This window comes from Bacillus tianshenii (assembly GCA_020524525.2).
GTDB lineage: Bacteria > Bacillota > Bacilli > Bacillales > Bacillaceae_N > Bacillus_AV.
On sequence record CP129018.1, the window covers coordinates 3,557,986 to 3,576,435 of the forward strand.

General features: G+C 42.3%; 14 protein-coding genes, 1 tRNA gene and 2 rRNA genes. 13 read left to right on the forward strand and 4 right to left on the reverse strand.

Annotated elements, in window-relative coordinates; all coding sequences use genetic code 11:
* Positions 1-190 precede the first annotated feature (190 nt).
* The 8 genes from LC040_18110 (at position 191) to tsaD (ending at position 7,734) form a co-directional block, all read left to right on the forward strand.
* Positions 191-3,118 (forward strand): 23S ribosomal RNA (locus LC040_18110).
* A 102-nt stretch (positions 3,119-3,220) separates the two neighbouring features.
* Positions 3,221-3,336 (forward strand): 5S ribosomal RNA (gene rrf, locus LC040_18115).
* A gap of 136 nt (positions 3,337-3,472) precedes the next feature.
* A complete protein-coding gene (locus LC040_18120; protein WLR51067.1) occupies positions 3,473-4,615 on the forward strand; it encodes an aminotransferase class I/II-fold pyridoxal phosphate-dependent enzyme in 1,143 nt (380 codons plus the stop codon).
* 139 nt (positions 4,616-4,754) lie between these two features.
* Positions 4,755-4,831, forward strand: a tRNA-Met gene (locus LC040_18125).
* A 264-nt stretch (positions 4,832-5,095) separates the two neighbouring features.
* Complete coding sequence (tsaE, locus tag LC040_18130; GenBank protein ID WLR51068.1) at positions 5,096-5,551, forward strand: tRNA (adenosine(37)-N6)-threonylcarbamoyltransferase complex ATPase subunit type 1 TsaE; 456 nt, start codon at positions 5,096-5,098, stop codon at positions 5,549-5,551.
* Complete coding sequence (gene tsaB / locus LC040_18135; GenBank protein WLR53333.1) at positions 5,551-6,243, forward strand: tRNA (adenosine(37)-N6)-threonylcarbamoyltransferase complex dimerization subunit type 1 TsaB; 693 nt, start codon at positions 5,551-5,553, stop codon at positions 6,241-6,243. The genes tsaE and tsaB overlap by 1 nt, the downstream gene beginning before the upstream one ends.
* Positions 6,244-6,253: 10 nt before the next feature.
* Entirely contained in the window at positions 6,254-6,712 is a 459-nt protein-coding gene (gene rimI / locus LC040_18140; protein WLR51069.1) for a ribosomal protein S18-alanine N-acetyltransferase, read from the forward strand.
* Positions 6,709-7,734, forward strand: a complete 1,026-nt coding sequence (gene tsaD, locus LC040_18145) for a tRNA (adenosine(37)-N6)-threonylcarbamoyltransferase complex transferase subunit TsaD (protein ID WLR51070.1) — start codon at positions 6,709-6,711, stop codon at positions 7,732-7,734. Before rimI ends, tsaD begins: the two co-directional genes overlap by 4 nt.
* 295 nt (positions 7,735-8,029) lie before the next feature.
* Here tsaD and LC040_18150 read toward each other — a convergent pair whose 3' ends face one another.
* A complete protein-coding gene (locus tag LC040_18150; protein ID WLR51071.1) occupies positions 8,030-9,976 on the reverse strand; it encodes an ABC-F family ATP-binding cassette domain-containing protein in 1,947 nt (648 codons plus the stop codon).
* A gap of 208 nt (positions 9,977-10,184) precedes the next feature.
* Here LC040_18150 and LC040_18155 point away from each other — a divergent pair, with 208 nt between their 5' ends.
* Positions 10,185-10,835 (forward strand): redox-sensing transcriptional repressor Rex, encoded by a 651-nt coding sequence (locus tag LC040_18155; protein WLR51072.1) that lies wholly within the window; start codon positions 10,185-10,187, stop codon positions 10,833-10,835.
* 70 nt (positions 10,836-10,905) lie between these two features.
* Here the strand turns inward: LC040_18155 and LC040_18160 are convergent, their stop codons facing one another.
* Together LC040_18160 and LC040_18165 are read right to left on the reverse strand one after the other, a co-directional pair.
* Complete coding sequence (locus LC040_18160; GenBank protein WLR51073.1) at positions 10,906-11,100, reverse strand: YdiK family protein; 195 nt, start codon at positions 11,098-11,100, stop codon at positions 10,906-10,908.
* Positions 11,097-11,816, reverse strand: coding sequence for a type II CAAX endopeptidase family protein (locus LC040_18165; protein ID WLR51074.1), 720 nt, complete (start codon positions 11,814-11,816; stop codon positions 11,097-11,099). Before LC040_18165 ends, LC040_18160 begins: the two co-directional genes overlap by 4 nt.
* Positions 11,817-12,111: 295 nt before the next feature.
* Here LC040_18165 and groES point away from each other — a divergent pair, with 295 nt between their 5' ends.
* The 4 genes from groES (at position 12,112) to egtB (ending at position 17,358) form a co-directional block, all read left to right on the forward strand.
* Positions 12,112-12,396, forward strand: coding sequence for a co-chaperone GroES (gene groES / locus LC040_18170; GenBank protein WLR51075.1), 285 nt, complete (start codon positions 12,112-12,114; stop codon positions 12,394-12,396).
* Positions 12,397-12,512: 116 nt separating this feature from the next.
* Complete coding sequence (gene groL, locus LC040_18175) at positions 12,513-14,150, forward strand: chaperonin GroEL (protein WLR51076.1); 1,638 nt, start codon at positions 12,513-12,515, stop codon at positions 14,148-14,150.
* Between the two features lie 230 nt (positions 14,151-14,380).
* On the forward strand, positions 14,381-15,985 hold the full coding sequence (locus LC040_18180; GenBank protein WLR51077.1) for a BCCT family transporter: 1,605 nt from the start codon (positions 14,381-14,383) through the stop codon (positions 15,983-15,985).
* Positions 15,986-16,104: 119 nt separating this feature from the next.
* Positions 16,105-17,358: an ergothioneine biosynthesis protein EgtB gene (gene egtB, locus LC040_18185; protein ID WLR51078.1), complete on the forward strand. Its 1,254-nt coding sequence runs from the start codon at positions 16,105-16,107 to the stop codon at positions 17,356-17,358.
* A 273-nt stretch (positions 17,359-17,631) separates the two neighbouring features.
* Here egtB and LC040_18190 read toward each other — a convergent pair whose 3' ends face one another.
* Positions 17,632-18,405 carry a CPBP family intramembrane metalloprotease gene (locus LC040_18190; GenBank protein ID WLR51079.1) on the reverse strand — a complete coding sequence of 258 codons (774 nt, stop codon included), beginning with the start codon at positions 18,403-18,405 and terminating at the stop codon, positions 17,632-17,634.
* Between the last annotated feature and the right edge of the window lie 45 nt (positions 18,406-18,450).

Here is an 18,450-nt window from a genome sequence, read left to right on the forward strand (position 1 = left end):
GGATTTTATATGCACCAACGGTGCAAAACGATTAAGCATGTTTCATTTTGTTCAGTTTTGAGAGAGCATTCTCTCAATCAATGTTTGTTCCTTGAAAACTAGATAACCGAAACAGAAGTAAAGATTCCTTTTTAAATTAAACCGATTTAAAGGGTATGTGCAAATGCGTTTATGTATGATGCTCATCAATGGTTAAGTTAGAAAGGGCGCACGGTGGATGCCTTGGCACTAGGAGCCGATGAAGGACGAGACTAACATCGATATGCTTCGGCGAGCTGTAAGTAAGCGTTGACCCGGAGATTTCCGAATGGGGAAACCCACTGTCCGTAATGGGGCAGTATCATCATCTGAATCCATAGGGTGATGAAGGCAGACCCGGGGAACTGAAACATCTAAGTACCCGGAGGAAGAGAAAGCAAACGCGATTTCCCGAGTAGCGGCGAGCGAAACGGAAACAGCCCAAACCAAGAGGCTTGCCTCTTGGGGTTGTAGGACGTTCCACATGGAGTTACAAAGGAACAGGATAAGTGAAGCGGCCTGGAAAGGCCGGCCACAGAAGGTAACAGCCCTGTAGCTGAAATCCTGTTCTCTCCGGAGCGGATCCTGAGTACGGCGGAACACGTGAAATTCCGTCGGAAGCAGGGAGGACCATCTCCCAAGGCTAAATACTCCCTAGTGACCGATAGTGAACCAGTACCGTGAGGGAAAGGTGAAAAGCACCCCTGACGGGGAGTGAAAAGATCCTGAAACCGTGTGCCTACAAGTAGTCGGAGCCCATTAACGGGTGACGGCGTGCCTTTTGTAGAATGAACCGGCGAGTTACGATCTCGTGCAAGGTTAAGTCGGAAAGACGGAGCCGCAGCGAAAGCGAGTCTGAATAGGGCGATATAGTACGTGGTCGTAGACCCGAAACCGAGTGATCTACCCATGTCCAGGGTGAAGTTCAGGTAACACTGAATGGAGGCCCGAACCCACGCACGTTGAAAAGTGCGGGGATGAGGTGTGGGTAGGGGTGAAATGCCAATCGAACTCGGAGATAGCTGGTTCTCCCCGAAATAGCTTTAGGGCTAGCCTCAAGGGAAGAGTCTTGGAGGTAGAGCACTGATTGGATGAGGGGCCCCCAACGGGTTACCGAGTTCAGTCAAACTCCGAATGCCAATGACTTATCCTTGGGAGTCAGACTGCGAGTGATAAGGTCCGTAGTCGAGAGGGAAACAGCCCAGACCACCAGCTAAGGTCCCTAAGTATACGTTAAGTGGAAAAGGATGTGGAGTTGCCCAGACAACCAGGATGTTGGCTTAGAAGCAGCCACCATTTAAAGAGTGCGTAATAGCTCACTGGTCGAGTGACTCTGCGCCGAAAATATACCGGGGCTAAACGTATCACCGAAGCTGTGGATGTTCCGTTGGAACATGGTAGGGGAGCGTTCTAAGCGCTTTGAAGCCAGACCGTAAGGACTGGTGGAGTACTTAGAAGTGAGAATGCCGGTATGAGTAGCGAAAAGACAAGTGAGAATCTTGTCCATCGAAAGCCTAAGGTTTCCTGAGGAAGGCTCGTCCGCTCAGGGTTAGTCGGGACCTAAGCCGAGGCCGAAAGGCGTAGGCGATGGCCAACAGGTTGAAATTCCTGTACACCTCCTCACCATTTGAGCAATGGGGGACGCAGGAAGGTAGGGTGAGCACGCCACTGGATGTGCGTGTCCAAGCCGTTAGGCTGACAACGAGGCAAATCCCGTTGTCATAAGGCTGAGCGGTGATGGCGAGGGAAATTTTAGTACCGAAGTCCCTGATCCTACACTGCCAAGAAAAGCCTCTAGCGAGGTGAGAGGTGCCCGTACCGCAAACCGACACAGGTAGGCGAGGAGAGAATCCTAAGATGAGCGGGAAAACTCTGGTTAAGGAACTCGGCAAAATGACCCCGTAACTTCGGGAGAAGGGGTGCTCTTTGGGGTTTATAGCCCCGAAGAGCCGCAGTGAATAGGCCCAAGCGACTGTTTAGCAAAAACACAGGTCTCTGCGAAGCCGCAAGGCGAAGTATAGGGGCTGACACCTGCCCGGTGCTGGAAGGTTAAGAGGAGGGGTTATCCTCACGGAGAAGCTCTGAATCGAAGCCCCAGTAAACGGCGGCCTAACTATAACGGTCCTAAGGTAGCGAAATTCCTTGTCGGGTAAGTTCCGACCCGCACGAAAGGTGCAACGACTTGGGCACTGTCTCAACCAGAGACCCGGTGAAATTATACTATGCGTGAAGATGCGCATTACCCGCGACAGGACGGAAAGACCCCGTGGAGCTTTACTGCAGCCTGATATTGAATTTTGGTACAGCTTGTACAGGATAGGCAGGAGCCTTGGAAGCGTGAGCGCCAGCTTACGTGGAGGCGCTGGTGGGATACTGCCCTTGCTGTATTGAAATTCTAACCCTGAGCCGTTATCCGGCTCGGAGACAGTGTCAGGTAGGCAGTTTGACTGGGGCGGTCGCCTCCCAAAAGGTAACGGAGGCGCCCAAAGGTTCCCTCAGAATGGTTGGAAATCATTCGCAGAGTGTAAAGGCACAAGGGAGCTTGACTGCGAGACCTACAAGTCGAGCAGGGACGAAAGTCGGGCTTAGTGATCCGGTGGTTCCGCATGGAAGGGCCATCGCTCAACGGATAAAAGCTACCCCGGGGATAACAGGCTTATCTCCCCCAAGAGTCCACATCGACGGGGAGGTTTGGCACCTCGATGTCGGCTCATCGCATCCTGGGGCTGTAGTCGGTCCCAAGGGTTGGGCTGTTCGCCCATTAAAGCGGTACGCGAGCTGGGTTCAGAACGTCGTGAGACAGTTCGGTCCCTATCCGTCGTGGGCGCAGGAAATTTGAGAGGAGCTGTCCTTAGTACGAGAGGACCGGGATGGACACACCGCTGGTGTACCAGTTGTTCCGCCAGGAGCATCGCTGGGTAGCTACGTGTGGACGGGATAAGTGCTGAAAGCATCTAAGCATGAAGCCCCCCTCAAGATGAGATTTCCCATAGCGTCAAGCTAGTAAGATCCCTCAGAGATGATGAGGTAGATAGGTTCGGGGTGGAAGCGTGGCGACACGTGCAGCTGACGAATACTAATCGATCGAGGACTTAACCAATTTAATTGGAAATGCAAGACAACCAGCGTGCATCATACATGCACTGCACACTTCTGTTTCACGTGTTATCTAGTTTTGAGGGAACAAACCTCAATTAAATAGTCTGGTGGCAACAGCGAAGAGGTCACACCCGTTCCCATACCGAACACGGAAGTTAAGCTCTTCAGCGCCGATGGTAGTTGGGGTTCTTCCCCTGTGAGAGTAGGACGCCGCCAGGCAAAAAGCTCAGCATCTAATACAATTAGGTGTTGAGCTTTTTTTATATATTATTTAAAGTTAGTTAAATAGTGAGGTATTGAGACAACCACAAATAAGTTGGTTGTTGCTATTTATTGAAATAAGGAGTGCTATGAATTGTCGAAACATTTTGATACGAAAACAGTGCATTCTGGTGAGAATGTTGATGTGAAAAGTGTAAGTAAAACAAAGCCTATTTATCAAACGTCTGTTTTTGCTTTTGAAAACTTAGATGATTTGGAAGGTTATTTTAGTGGTGAGAAGGACTATCTTTATTCTCGAATGGGAAATCCAAATGTGAATGATTTAGCAGCAAGTGTTGCAAAATTAGAAAATGCTCCAGCAGGATTGGCTGCAGCTTCAGGTATGGCTGCGATTCTTTCAGGGTTATTAGCAGTCGTTTCGAATGGTGATCATATTGTAGCGCCTACTGACCTTTATGGTGGAACATATCAGCTGCTGGCCGAAGAGCTTAAGACGTTTGGAATTGAGGTCTCATTTGTATCGTTTGCAAACCACGAGAACGTGAAGAGTGCTATTCAAGCTAATACAAAGCTCATTTATTCTGAGTCTGTCACAAATCCTTTTCTTAGAGTAGAAAATATTGATGGTTTAATAAGCATAGCGAAAGCATATAATGTAAAGGTTATGATTGACAATACATTTGCTACACCTTACTTATCTCAACCTTATGAAAAAGGCGTAGATTTAGTTGTACATAGCGCAACAAAGTATATTGGCGGACATAGTGATGTAACAGCTGGTGTATTAGTTGGTGATGAGGAATTAGTGCAAAAAGCGAAACAAAAAGTTTCAAACCTTGGAGCAAACTTAAGCCCATTTGAAGCATGGCTAGGATGCAGAGGATTAAAAACCTTATCTGTTCGGATGGAGCGACATGTGAAGAACGCCCAAAAGCTTGCTGACAGATTAAGAAAAAACCATCTCGTTAGCAAAGTCTTTTACCCTGAATTTGTTTCGGAAAAAGGAAATGGGGCAATTGTTACGGTTGATATGACAGAAAAATGCAATGTGGAAGCATTTTTTGAAAATTTAACTTGGATTAAGATTGTTCCATCACTTGCAGGATGTGAAACGAGTATTTCTTATCCTCTTGGTACTTCTCATCGGAGTTTGCCAGAAGATTTGCAGAAAGAACTAGGAATTACAAAAGGGCTTATTCGAATTTCGGTTGGGTTAGAAGATAGTGCAGATATTATCGAAGAAATCGAACAGGCGCTATTACAAGCGGCAAAATGATAATCCAAATAAATGGTAAAAATAATTTCGAGGAGGCCTTGCGTCTCCTTCGATTCTATGGTATATTTATATATGTCAGTAAGAAGACATTGATTGGAACTCAAACATCAGTGTCTTAAATAATATACTTTCTTATCGTCGCGGGGTGGAGCAGTCTGGTAGCTCGTTGGGCTCATAACCCAAAGGTCGTAGGTTCAAATCCTGCCCCCGCAACCAAATTATTTTCATTAACTAAGTCGAAATACTTCCTAGCTAATGAACCCAAATTAAATTTCATGACCTACAGAACTTACGAAACCAGATGTTTCGTTTTTTTTATGTCTGAAAACTGATTTCCATTTAGCTTTTACTTCTTTTATAATAGAAATAACGATTGTATCCTTAGGTCTTTGTCCTAAGGTTTTTTTATACCATTCGAACAATGGGAGTCTTTCGGGTATAATAGATAGTGCTTTCAACAATAGAACATAGGTGATTAACGTGGAGATATATGAATTTGAAACAACTTCGCCAGAAGAAACAAAACAAATAGCAGAACGGTTAGCAGCGCTTCTTTTGCCAGGGGACGTCTTGACACTTGAAGGCGATTTAGGTGCAGGTAAGACGACTTTTACCAAAGGGCTTGCGAAAGGGCTTGGCGTGAAACGAACAGTCAACAGCCCGACCTTTACAATTATCAAAGAATACCAAGGAAGAATGCCATTTTATCATATGGATGTCTATCGGCTTGAGAACAGTGATGAAGATTTGGGCTTTGAGGAATATTTCTTTGGTGAAGGGGTAACAGTTGTGGAATGGGCTCAGTTTATTGCAGATGAGTTACCTGAGCAGTATTTAGAAATTGTTGTTCATCATACAGGAGATGATCAGCGGAAAATTACATGTAAACCTCATGGAGAGCGTTACGTCCAAGTTTGTAAGGAGTTAATGCAGTGATGAAAGTGTTAGCAATTGATACGTCAAATGATGTTATGGGTATTGCCGTACTCGATGGTGACAAAGTAGCTGGAGAGTACATTACAAATATTAAAAAAAATCATTCGGTACGCCTCATGCCTTCAGTGCAACGCTTATTAGAAGAAACCAATATAAAGCCGAAAGAGTTGGACAAGATTGTCGTGGCGAATGGGCCTGGCTCTTATACTGGCGTCAGAATCGGTGTGACAGTGGCGAAAACGTTAGCTTGGTCATTGAATATCCCGTTAGTAGGTGTGTCTGGACTTGAAGCGCTTGCTTATAACGGCAGGTACTTCAATGGAAAAATTGCGCCGATCTTTGATGCGAGAAGAGGGCAAGTTTTTACAGGGTTGTATGAGTGGAAAGATGGTCAGTTAACAAAGGTTATGGAAGAGAAGATGGTGATTCTAGCTGATTGGGTGAAGGAACTGAAGAAGTTAGAGGAACCGATTCTTTTTCTAGGAAATGATGTGGCATTGCATCGTGAAACAATTGTGTCGGAATTAGAGGATGCTGCTGAATTACCACAGATGCCGCAATACAACCCTCGACCATCTGAATTGGCGTATACAGGGCTTAATAAGGAAGCTGAAAATATACATGGCTTCGTACCAAACTACTTAAGGCTGGCAGAAGCAGAAGCTAATTGGCTTAAAGCACAGAAGAATTAAGGTGACCATAATGGAAAAGCAGCAAGTCATTTCTTTTCGACTTATGAAAGAGCAGGATGTTGATGACGTAATGAAAGTGGAAGAAGCATCCTTTCCCATTCCGTGGAGTAAAGATGCCTTCTATAATGAGGTTGTTCATAACCAATTTGCACATTATCTTCTTCTTGAGAAAGATGAAGAGGTGATCGGGTATTGTGGAATATGGATAATAATTGATGAAGCACATATTACAAATGTGGCGATTTTGCCTGAAGAGCGTGGAAACAAATATGGGGAGAAGTTAATGAGACAGGCAATGGACTTTGCGGTCGCATTAGGTGCTGCCACACTTAGCTTAGAAGTCCGTGTCTCAAATTATGTGGCACAAAATCTGTATCGAAAGCTCGGCTTTGAAGCTGGCGGTATACGGAAAAACTATTATGCTGATAATCAAGAGGATGCATTAGTAATGTGGGTGAAACTTAAATGAATGAAAAAGATGTAATTGTATTAGGGATTGAAACAAGCTGTGATGAAACAGCTGCGGCAATTGTACGCAACGGGCGAGAAATTCTATCGAATGTCGTGGCTTCTCAAATTGAAAGTCATAAACGATTTGGCGGAGTCGTACCTGAAGTCGCATCTCGTCACCATGTAGAACAATTAACGCTGGTTTTCGAAGAGGCGCTTAATAAAGCGGAAATGACATTTGAAGATATTGATGCGATTGCAGTTACAGAGGGGCCTGGACTTGTCGGTGCCTTATTAACAGGCGTGAATGCAGCGAAGGCAATGGCTTTTGCTCACGGTATTCCGCTTGTACCTGTGCATCATATTGCCGGTCATATTTATGCGAATCGCTTTGTTGAAGAAATGGTATTTCCATTGCTTTCACTTGTCGTCTCAGGTGGTCATACAGAGCTTGTCTATATGAAAGAACATGGCCATTATGAAGTGATTGGGGAGACAAGAGATGACGCTGCAGGCGAAGCCTATGATAAAGTCGCGCGTACGTTGAACTTGCCTTATCCAGGTGGTCCTGAGATCGACAGATTAGCTCAAGTTGGAGAGGTAACGATTGACTTTCCGCGTGCTTGGCTTGAAAAGGATTCATATGATTTTAGCTTCAGTGGTTTAAAATCGTCTGTTATTAATACGCTTCATAATGCGAAGCAGCGAAATGACACGTTGCGGCCAGAAGACATTGCAGCCAGCTTTCAAGAGAGCGTAGTTGATGTGTTAGTGACGAAGACTGCACGTGCTGCAGAAGAATACGATGTGAAGCAAGTATTAGTAGCTGGGGGAGTAGCTGGGAATAAAGGGCTGAGAGCCAGATTAGAAGAAGTGTTCTCACAAATGGATGTTCCACTTATTATCCCTCCGTTAAAGCTGTGCACCGATAATGCAGCCATGATCGCTGCTGCTGGCACAATTGAATATGAAAAAGGAAAACGTGCGTCGTTAGCTCTAAATGGCGTGCCTGGTCTCGACTTGGAACGTTTCAGTGGGTAAAAGGTTGACTCAATTTGGGTCAACCTTTTTTATTTGGCGGTGTGGATAAACTTATGCACATGGGAAAGGTTTTTGTGGAAAACTACTACAAAACTCGACATCATCATGTTTATGATGTTAATAACAGTTTGTGGATAAACCAGCACAATTCTGTGGATAAAGAGGATAACTTTAAAATCTATTGTAAATATAGCATTTACAATGTGGATAAGCATGTGGATAGTGTGAATATGTCAGAATATTTATTCACATATCCACCATAAAAAAGAACCCTCGGTGACAAATACCGAGGGTTTTACACATCTTCCTGCAAACTTTCCCATTCTTCCATTAAAGTTTCTAATTTTTGTTGAATGGACTCATTTTCTGTATTTAATTCTTGTGATTTCTCATAGTCCTCATATACCTCTGGCTTACAAAGTTCATCTTCATTTTGCTGGAGCTTCGTTTCTAAAGCTTCGATTTCTTCCTCAATTTCTGCAATGCGTCGTTCTGTTTGTCGTTTCTTACGTTTTTCTTGTTTGTCTTGTTCATATTGATTTTTATCCTGTTGTGCGTTGGTTGTGGATAAATGAGCGTTTTCTTTCTGTGCTTCTGCTCGTTCCAGCTGTTCAAGCTCGTATTTTTCCTGTTTCTTCTCTTGGTAGTAATCATAATCACCGAGATATTCTGTCATACCTTCTCCGGAAAGCTCTAGGACCCGGGTGGCGATTCGATTAATAAAATAACGGTCATGGGAAACGAACAGCAATGTGCCTGGATAATCAATTAATGCGTTTTCGAGCACTTCTTTACTATCTAAATCAAGATGGTTTGTCGGCTCATCCAGAATGAGAAAGTTTGCCTTTTCCATCATTAATTTAGCGAGTGAGAGCCGGGCTTTCTCGCCGCCGCTTAATTCTTGAACGTTCTTCAGTACATCATCACCGCTGAATAGGAAATTTCCAAGCACGGTGCGAATTTCTTTCTCATTCTTCTGTGGATAATCATCCCACAGTTCATCGAGAACACGTTTGTTTGATGTAAGATTCGCTTGTTCTTGATCATAATAGCTAATCTTTACATGTGAGCCGTACTGCACGTCTCCTGCTTTTGCCTCAAGCATATGATTAATCGTCTTCAATAATGTTGACTTACCGACTCCGTTCGGTCCGATAAGTGCCGCACTTTCTCCACGTGTGAGTAAGAAGGTAATTTGTTCAGATAGTGCTTCGGAATTAGGGTATCCGATTGCTAAATCTTTCGCTTTAATGACGTCATTTCCACTAATCCGCTCAATATCAAATGAGAAGGATGCAGATTTTTCATCGCCTTGTGGCCGGCCCATGCGATCCATACGCTGGAGCTGCTTTCGGCGACTTTGCGCGCGCTTTGTTGTGGAAGCACGGGCAATATTTTTTTGAATAAATGCTTCTGTTTTTGCAATTTCTTCTTGTTGTTTCTCGTATTGCTTCCACTCACGCTCAAGACGACTTGCTTTTTCCTCTAGGTATTTACTGTAGTTACCGTGGTACTTTGTACTTTTTGTGCGGGAAATTTCATATACTTGAGTGACAAGCTTATCTAAGAAGTATCGGTCATGCGATACAATCAGCAATGCTCCAGGGTAGCCTTGTAAGTATTGCTCTAACCATGTCAACGTTTCAATGTCGAGATGGTTTGTCGGCTCATCGAGTATGAGCAGATCTGGCTTTGTAAGCAGCAGCTTTCCGAGTGCAAGGCGTGTTTTCTGACCACCGCTTAGGGTGGAAATAGGTGTACTGTAATCAAAATTACCAAAGTTTAAGCCATGCAGCACACTGCGTGTATCGGCTTCGTATTGGTAACCGCCTTTGTCTTTGAAGGAAAGCTGTAAGGCATCATATTCTCCTAGGACTTTTTCATAGTCTGCTTCGTTCTTGAAAGCATCTGGATCAGACATTTTCACTTCTAATTCACGAAGGCGGCTTTCCATTTTCTTAAGCGGTTGGAAAACTGTCATCATTTCATCCCAAATCGACAGCTCAGACTCTAGTCCTGTGTGCTGTTCCAAATAACCAACAGACAAGTCCTTCGGTTTGATAATTTCGCCGCTTTCGTGGGATAGCTGTCCGGCAATTACTTTCAATAATGTAGACTTTCCTGCCCCGTTTTTTCCGACGAGGGCAATGCGATCATTTGATTGTACTTCCAGTTTAATATTCGATAAAATAGGATCAGCACCAAATGATTTCGATAAGTCATTTACTTGTAATAAAATCATGTCCGTTCACCTCATTTTCAATAAGGTTAGTGTATCGTACTCTGTAAGAAGCGGGCAAATAATTTATCAAGGAATACAGACAGAAGGAAAAAATTAATGTAAGGTTAGAGATAGAATGCGTATATCTGCTCGTACGTTTCAATGGAAGCGTTCGCATTAGCAGACTAAATACACCGAATAACAGAACAAGAAGCAATGGGGGTGCAAGATGAATTTCGAGCAAAATAAAATACCGCAAGCTACAGCGAAAAGACTGCCGCTCTATTACCGGTTCATTAAGAACTTACATGCTTCGGGGAAGAAGCGGGTGTCTTCAGCTGAACTGAGCGAAGCGGTAAAAGTCGATTCAGCAACCATTCGAAGAGATTTCTCGTATTTTGGAGCATTAGGAAAAAAGGGGTACGGGTACAATGTCAATTATCTGTTGTCATTCTTTCGCAAGACATTGGACCAAGATGAAGTGACAGGCGTCTGCTTAATTGGAGTAGGAAATTTAGGTACTGCATTTTTACATTATAATTTTACTAAAAATAATAATACAAAAATTGAAATGGCATTTGATATTTCGCAAGAAAAGATTGGTACTGAAATTGGCGGCGTTCCAGTCTATCATCTAGACGACCTGGAAGAAAAAGTGAATGAACAGTTATCGGTGGCAATCTTGACCGTTCCAGCTCAAGCAGCCCAAACGATAACGGACAGGCTCATCGAGAAAGGAATTAAGGGGATTCTTAATTTCACTCCAGCCCGAATCCACGTGCCTGCTGGCATTCGTATTCACCATATTGACCTTTCTGTTGAGCTTCAATCGTTGATTTATTTCTTAAAGCATTACCCGATTGAAGGAAATGAAGGATAAGAGATTTCCAGTCATCCCTTCATGTGAACAGTTGATCAATGAAAAAAGGTTTGCCGAGGATGGCAAACCTTTACTTCTTTTTTTTGAGTCTTTTTTGTAGTTTTAGAAAACGTACAGCGATGAAGAAATCATACGCTGCAATCAGCATAAGGATAATTGTCCACGTATTCCAAACCGTTTCCTGGGCACTTTGAATAGCAAGTGAAGTAAACAAAAAACCCATAAAACCGTAAATGACACTCATCCTTATTGGCGTCACTCTCATAGGAACCATCCTCCAATAAATGCTTGCGCTTCATTCATTTGGCGTTCCCATTCTTCAAGCTTCTCTGGATCAATGAATCGGACCAGAATAACAAGGGTATTCATCGTAACATGTGCGAAGATCGGCACCCAAATTCGTCTTGTTTTGTAATAAAGAAAGGCAAAGACAAACCCAATTGACGAATAGATTAAAAGGTGTTCAAGCTCGACATGAATCGCGCCGAATATGATAGAACTAATAATGGCTGCGAACCAGAAGTTCATTTTCTTCATTAATTCACCAAACAAAATCTTCCGGAAGATAATCTCTTCATAAATCGGACCAAGTACAGAGGTAACGACAATGAAGAAAGGCGAGATCTTCGTAATTTTGTAGAGCATTTCTGTATTTTCTGAACCAAGCTCTACATTAAACACATAAACTTCAATCAGCGCAGCAATATTTTGTGCAAACATGGCTAAGAAGATACCGCCGACTGCCCAAAGAGCTGACTTCGTTACAGATGAGCGGTTTCGCTGCTCGAAAACAGGCTGCTTCATCGCACGCAGTAACATGAAGACTACGAGAAGCCCAGTGCCGAATGAGGAAACTGTCCACCAGACGAAAGCATTTTCTCTTGTGAGTCCAAATGACTCAAACAATTCTTGACCGAAGAGCGGTCCGGAAAACTGGACAATTATATAGGTTAAGATGATGTACCAATATTGTTTAGTCAAAACAAGTGACTCCTTTACATAGAATTGAAAGTCCCTCATATTTTATCATAACTTCATTCATACGCTGAAACATTCCCACTCATAACCTAAATAACTTCTGTTTAAACATTTGAGATCAAGGAAATGATGCAATTGTGTAGAACACGTAAATCGTGGATAAAGATCTAGAATTTTTTACTTTTTCTACTTGCAAAAATTCCATCATTTATTTATTATAATAAATGTGTTAGCACTCATGATGAACGAGTGCTAATAATTAAAAGTTAAGAATATAGATTTTAGGAGGGTGTTTCACTTGTTAAAGCCTTTAGGTGACCGTATTGTTATTGAGTTAGTTGAATCTGAAGAGAAGACTGCAAGCGGTATCGTACTTCCGGATTCTGCGAAAGAAAAGCCGCAAGAAGGTAAAGTAGTCGCAGTTGGTGCAGGCCGTGTAGCAGACAATGGTGAGCGTATCGCACTTGAAGTAAGCGAAGGCGACCGTGTCATTTATTCAAAATATGCTGGTACTGAAGTAAAATACGAAGGCAATGAATATCTAATCCTTCGTGAAAGTGATGTATTAGCGGTTATTGGCTAACAGATCTTGAACGTTAAGGTCTACTAGTCGTGGTACATAGTAGATCACCCTTTATTTAATTTCTTTTTATAGATATTTAAAAATGACTTGGAACGATTTCTAAGGAGGTCTTGTAAATGGCTAAAGATATTAAGTTCAGTGAAGAAGCTCGCCGTTCGATGCTTCGTGGTGTAGATGCTCTTGCAAACGCAGTAAAAGTAACACTTGGACCTAAAGGTCGTAACGTTGTACTTGAGAAGAAATTCGGTTCTCCTCTAATCACAAACGATGGTGTAACAATTGCGAAGGAAATCGAACTTGAAGATAAATTCGAAAACATGGGTGCGAAGCTTGTTGCAGAAGTAGCAAGCAAAACAAACGACGTAGCTGGTGACGGTACAACAACTGCTACAGTTCTTGCACAAGCAATGATTCGTGAAGGTCTTAAGAACGTAACTTCTGGCGCAAACCCTATGGGCGTACGTAAAGGGATTGAGAAAGCTGTAGAGGTTGCTACTCAAGAGCTTAAAGACATTTCAAAGCCAATCGAAGGCAAAGATTCAATCGCACAGGTTGCTTCTATCTCTGCTGCTGACAATGAAGTTGGCCAATTAATCGCAGAAGCTATGGAGCGCGTTGGTAACGACGGCGTTATCACAATCGAAGAATCAAAAGGCTTCAACACAGAAATGGAAGTTGTTGAAGGTATGCAATTCGATCGTGGTTATGCTTCTCCATACATGGTTACTGACCAAGACAAAATGGAAGCAGTGCTTGAAGATCCATACGTACTTATCACTGATAAGAAAATCTCAAGCATCCAAGAAGTTCTTCCTGTTCTTGAGCAGGTTGTACAACAAGGCAAGCCTATCCTTATCATCTCTGAAGATGTTGAAGGCGAAGCACTTGCTACATTAGTTGTAAACAAACTTCGCGGTACATTCAATGCAGTTGCTGTTAAAGCTCCTGGCTTTGGTGACCGTCGTAAAGCAATGCTTGAAGATATCGCAGTTCTTACAGGCGGCGAAGTAATCACAGAAGACCTTGGCCTTGACCTTAAATCTGCAAATATCACTCAACTTGGTCGCGCTTCTAAAGTTGTTGTTACAAAAGAAAACACAACAATCGTTGAAGGCGCTGGCGAAGCTGACAAAATCGCAGCTCGCGTTAACCAAATCCGCGGTCAGCTTGAAGAAACAACTTCTGAATTCGACCGTGAAAAATTACAAGAGCGTCTTGCAAAGCTTGCAGGCGGCGTAGCAGTTATCAAAGTTGGTGCTGCAACTGAAACAGAATTGAAAGAGCGCAAACTTCGTATCGAAGACGCATTGAACTCAACTCGTGCGGCAGTAGAAGAAGGTATCGTATCCGGTGGTGGTACGGCGCTAGTTAACGTATACAACAAAGTTGCTTCACTTGATGCTGAAGGTGACGAAGCCACAGGTGTGAACATCGTTCTTCGCGCACTTGAAGAGCCAGTTCGCCAAATCGCACACAATGCAGGCCTTGAAGGCTCAATCATCGTTGAGCGCCTAAAAGGCGAAGAAATCGGCATCGGCTTCAACGCTGCAACTGGCGATTGGGTAAACATGGTTGACGCTGGTATCGTTGACCCAACAAAAGTAACTCGTTCAGCTCTTCAAAACGCTGCATCTGTAGCAGCTATGTTCCTAACAACTGAAGCAGTTGTCGCTGACAAGCCTGACGAAAACGAAGGCGGAATGCCTGACATGGGCGGAATGGGCGGCATGGGTGGAATGGGCGGAATGATGTAGTCATCCCCCCTCACCCCTAGAACCTTGTCTCTGAATGGAGACAGGGTTCTTTTTTTTGTACACAATAAAAATTAAAATGTTTGCTTTAGTGTGGTGGGGGACAGTCCCTAGCACCCGTTTCCTACTTAATCATATGACAGGTTTATAAATAAACAGTCAGGGTATTTACTTTATGGTGATCTTTATTTGGCTAAAGAGTAATAAATAGGAAGGAAGGATGTTAAAAAATAATGGAATCTAAAAAGATTAGATGGGGTGTTTTTCTACCGATGTCCGTTTTGCTGCTCATAACGGTACTTATCGGTATTTTTTATCCAACAGGTTTTTACAATGTTCAAACAAGCATCGTGGATTTTGCGTTTATAAATTTTGGCTGGCTGTTCAATTGGACTGTATTTATCTTGATTTTTCTTTGTTTGTATCTTGGTTTCTCTAAGTATGGCTCCATTAAATTTGGCGGCGCAGATGCTAAACCGATTGTTAGAACGTACACATGGTTTGCGATTTCCTTAACAGCTGGAATAGGGGTCGGAATTCTATTTTGGGGGCTAGCAGAACCCATCAATCACTTCAGTTCCCCACCTGAGGCTTTAGGAATCAAGGCAGGAACAGAGCAGGCTGCAGTGTTTGCCATCTCTACTAGCTTAAGGCATTGGACACTTGCTCCTTATGCTATTTACGTTTTATCGGGGATTGCTGTGGCTTATGCCCACTATAACTTAAAGCTCCCTTATACTATTAGTTCCACCTTATATCCATTGATTGGGAAAAGAGCTTTCGGGATAACTGGCACAATTGTGGATTGTTTAACCATGTTTGCAATAGCCGGTGGAATGGCAGCTGTACTTGGGGAAGGGGTCTTACAGATCGGAAGCGGTCTCAGTCACCTTACAGGTTTACCTACTGGGCCCGTAATGTGGGGATCACTCGTTATTTTAATTACAGCAAGTTACATAATATCAAGCTATACAGGATTAAAAAGAGGGATTAAATTTTTAGCCGATCAAAACACGAAAGTCTTTTTATTTTTATTAGTTTTTGTATTTGTGTTTGGCCCAACCATATTTATCTTTAATTTAGGCACTCAAGCGACAGGTTACTTCTTAACCCACATGCCTGAACGGTTTTTGTGGATGAGTGCGATGGAAGGATCGAAATGGCCAAGATGGTGGCCGATTTTCAACTGGTCGATCTGGCTTGCCTACGCACCTATTACAGGTATGTTCTTAGCAAGATTGGCATATGGCAGAACGATGCGGCAGTTTGTGGTGGTCAACTTGCTCTTGCCTGCCTTATTTGGAGCACTTTGGTTTTGGGCCTTTGGCGGAGCCTCAATCTATTTTGATTGGAAAGAGGATGGTCAGTTGTGGAATCTAATTAATAAAGAAGGAGGCCTTGAGCTATCGCTTTTCGCCTTTTTAGAACACTTCCCATTATCAACGATAATCAGCTGGTTGATGTTGATTACCATTTACATCTCCTTTACGACATTAGCTGACTCATTAACGACCACTGTTTCATCTTTGACAACAACTGGAAATACGATTCTTAACCCTGAACCTCCAGCTAGAGTGAAAGTTTTCTGGGGTATCATAATGGGATTGATGGCTTTATTAACGATTACTGCAGGCACGGGAGGAGAAATTACAGGTGTGGATGCGGTTAAGCAAATGGCTACTGTGGCCGGATTCCCCGTTCTATTCTTCATGATTATCCAGGCGATTGCTACTGTTAAGGGGATCACTAACACAACAACAGCTGTTCAAAAAACTACCCTTCAAACAAAAGTGACAGAAAAAGACGATTCGGACACTCAAGTTTACTCAAAGAACTAAAAGGTTTTACGTTAAAACAAAAGTTTAACAGAAAAATGTTTAGGGAAAATCCTTTTAATAAATTCATAAGATACTCTTTTATAATTTACCCTCATTATAGTATAAGGAGTGTATTCCGATTGCAATTTATTGAGAATAGGGAAATATTGAAAGACTATCAAACTATAAGAAGTCAAACGGAAAAGTTAGTATCGAACCTGCAAACGGAAGATTTTATCGTACAGGCGGCTACTCATGTCAGTCCGACAAAATGGCATTTAGCTCATACGACTTGGTTTTTTGAAAAGTTTATATTGGAGAAATATGTGCCAGGATATCAATATTTCAACTCAGAGTTCCTCTACTTATTCAATTCTTATTATGAAACCGTTGGCACTCCCCACCCCCAAGCCAAACGAGGGATGATCACCCGTCCAACGGTTAAAGAAACATTAGATTATCGAGCCTACGTCGACAAGCATATGAATGAACTACTATCAAGTCAGGAAGAAAATAAAGATATCGCACAACTGGTAGAAATCGGATTACAACATGAACAGCAACACCAGGAACTCATTTTGATGGATATTAAATTCAACTTCTCTTTTAACCCTCTTCATCCTGTTTTTCAAGAAAATAACTCTGTCTACTCTTCTGATTTACCAAAGCTATCTTTTCACGAGGTAAAGGGTGGTCTTGTCGAAATCGGACATAATGGGGATGGGTTCTCATTTGATAATGAGACGCCTCGCCATAAATCTTATCTGGAACCTTTTCAATTAGCTAACCGTCCCGTTACAAATGGAGAATTCATGGATTTTATCAATGATAAAGGATATGAAGTACCAAACTGGTGGTTGTCCGATGGCTGGAATAAAGTGAAGGAGGAAGAATGGGACCACCCTCAGTACTGGATAAAGCAAGATGGAAAGTGGTACAACTATACATTAGGAGGCTTAAAAGAAGTTGATCCAAATGCTCCAGTAACTCATGTAAGCTTCTATGAAGCTGATGCCTACGCAAGATGGGCGGGCAAGCGGCTGCCTACTGAGCAAGAGTGGGAACATGCTCTGGAGGGACATTCACTTGAAGGACATTTCGTGGAAGACGGACATTACCAGCCCCATTCTTTCTATAATGAAAGCCACACGTTTCATAAAGCGTTCGGGGATAATTGGGAATGGACCCAAAGTCCTTACGTTCCTTATCCGAAAAACAAGCCTTTGGAAGGTCCACTAGGCGAATATAATGCAAAATTCATGGCCAATCAGATGGTGATGAGGGGTGGTTCTTGTGTTACTTCACAGTCCCATATTCGCCTGACTTACCGAAACTTTTTCTATCCTGAAATGAGATGGCAGTTCAGCGGTTTTCGTTTAGCAGACAATTTGTAGCTCTAATGAAGAAGTAGCCATTAATATTCACAAAAGACTTGAGCCAGTATAATAACCTTCTCCACCAATGGGTTACTGTTCATAAAGTATCAAAACTTAGGGTGTTAAATCGATTTACTTGCTAAGGAAAACCTTGTCTCTCAATGGAGACAGGGTTCTTTGTTTTGAATTAGTTCGTTAAGGTTTGGTTTTGAGGTTAACCACCAAATAAATAAGCATCTACTGAAGAGTAGCTGACTTAAGGCCAAAAAAATTGAGCTTTTATGATTTGTCTCATATATCATTTTTGTTTATGGAGTAGAACTTTATTGTTATTAGTACAACACTAAACATTAGTGATGCAATAAGTGTTGAAATCCATCCAACCCAGCTTGCTATTGATTGGTTTTGTGTAACCACAAATATTCCATCTCCTGCTTTACCTGTTACTCCATAAAATAGTCCATGTATTGTGTTTAAACCAAAGTGAATCCCTGTATTAGCCCATATTGAGTTGGTTTTATAAAAAGAATATGTAAGGCTAAGACCTAATACAAGCGAAAAAATCGTATTTTGTATACTAAAGCCAGCGTACCAAATGTCATCAAAAGCATAGATAATGAGTGTTAGGGAAAATAAAACTAAAATAGGAACACGATTCTTAAAATGGTAGAATACTAGACCTCTTACAATCATGTCATTGATTATTGAGCCTGTACCAAACCCAAAGAGAACGACTAATAAAGGAAATATACTGTTACTAAAGTCTTTCAAACCTTGAAGCTCAAGTTTTCTAAAATAAAGGTACAAGCTGAATAAAACTGTCCATGCAATGGATCCAGTTAAAAATCCAAGTAATAAGTTTTTCCCCCATCCTTTAAACCTAACAAGGCCGTAAATATCTAATCCACGTGAGTGAAATTGCTTAGCAAGTAAATAAGCTAGTGGAAAAAATAAGATTATATGAACAAAGCGAATGCCATCATCCATACTAAAAATAATAGGAAGCACATTAAAATATATGCTTAGTAAAATAAATAAAAATAGGAACGTAAGTAGGTTTTTCATGTATTTTCCTCTAAAGGTAATTTGTTTTTTTGTATGTATAAAGAT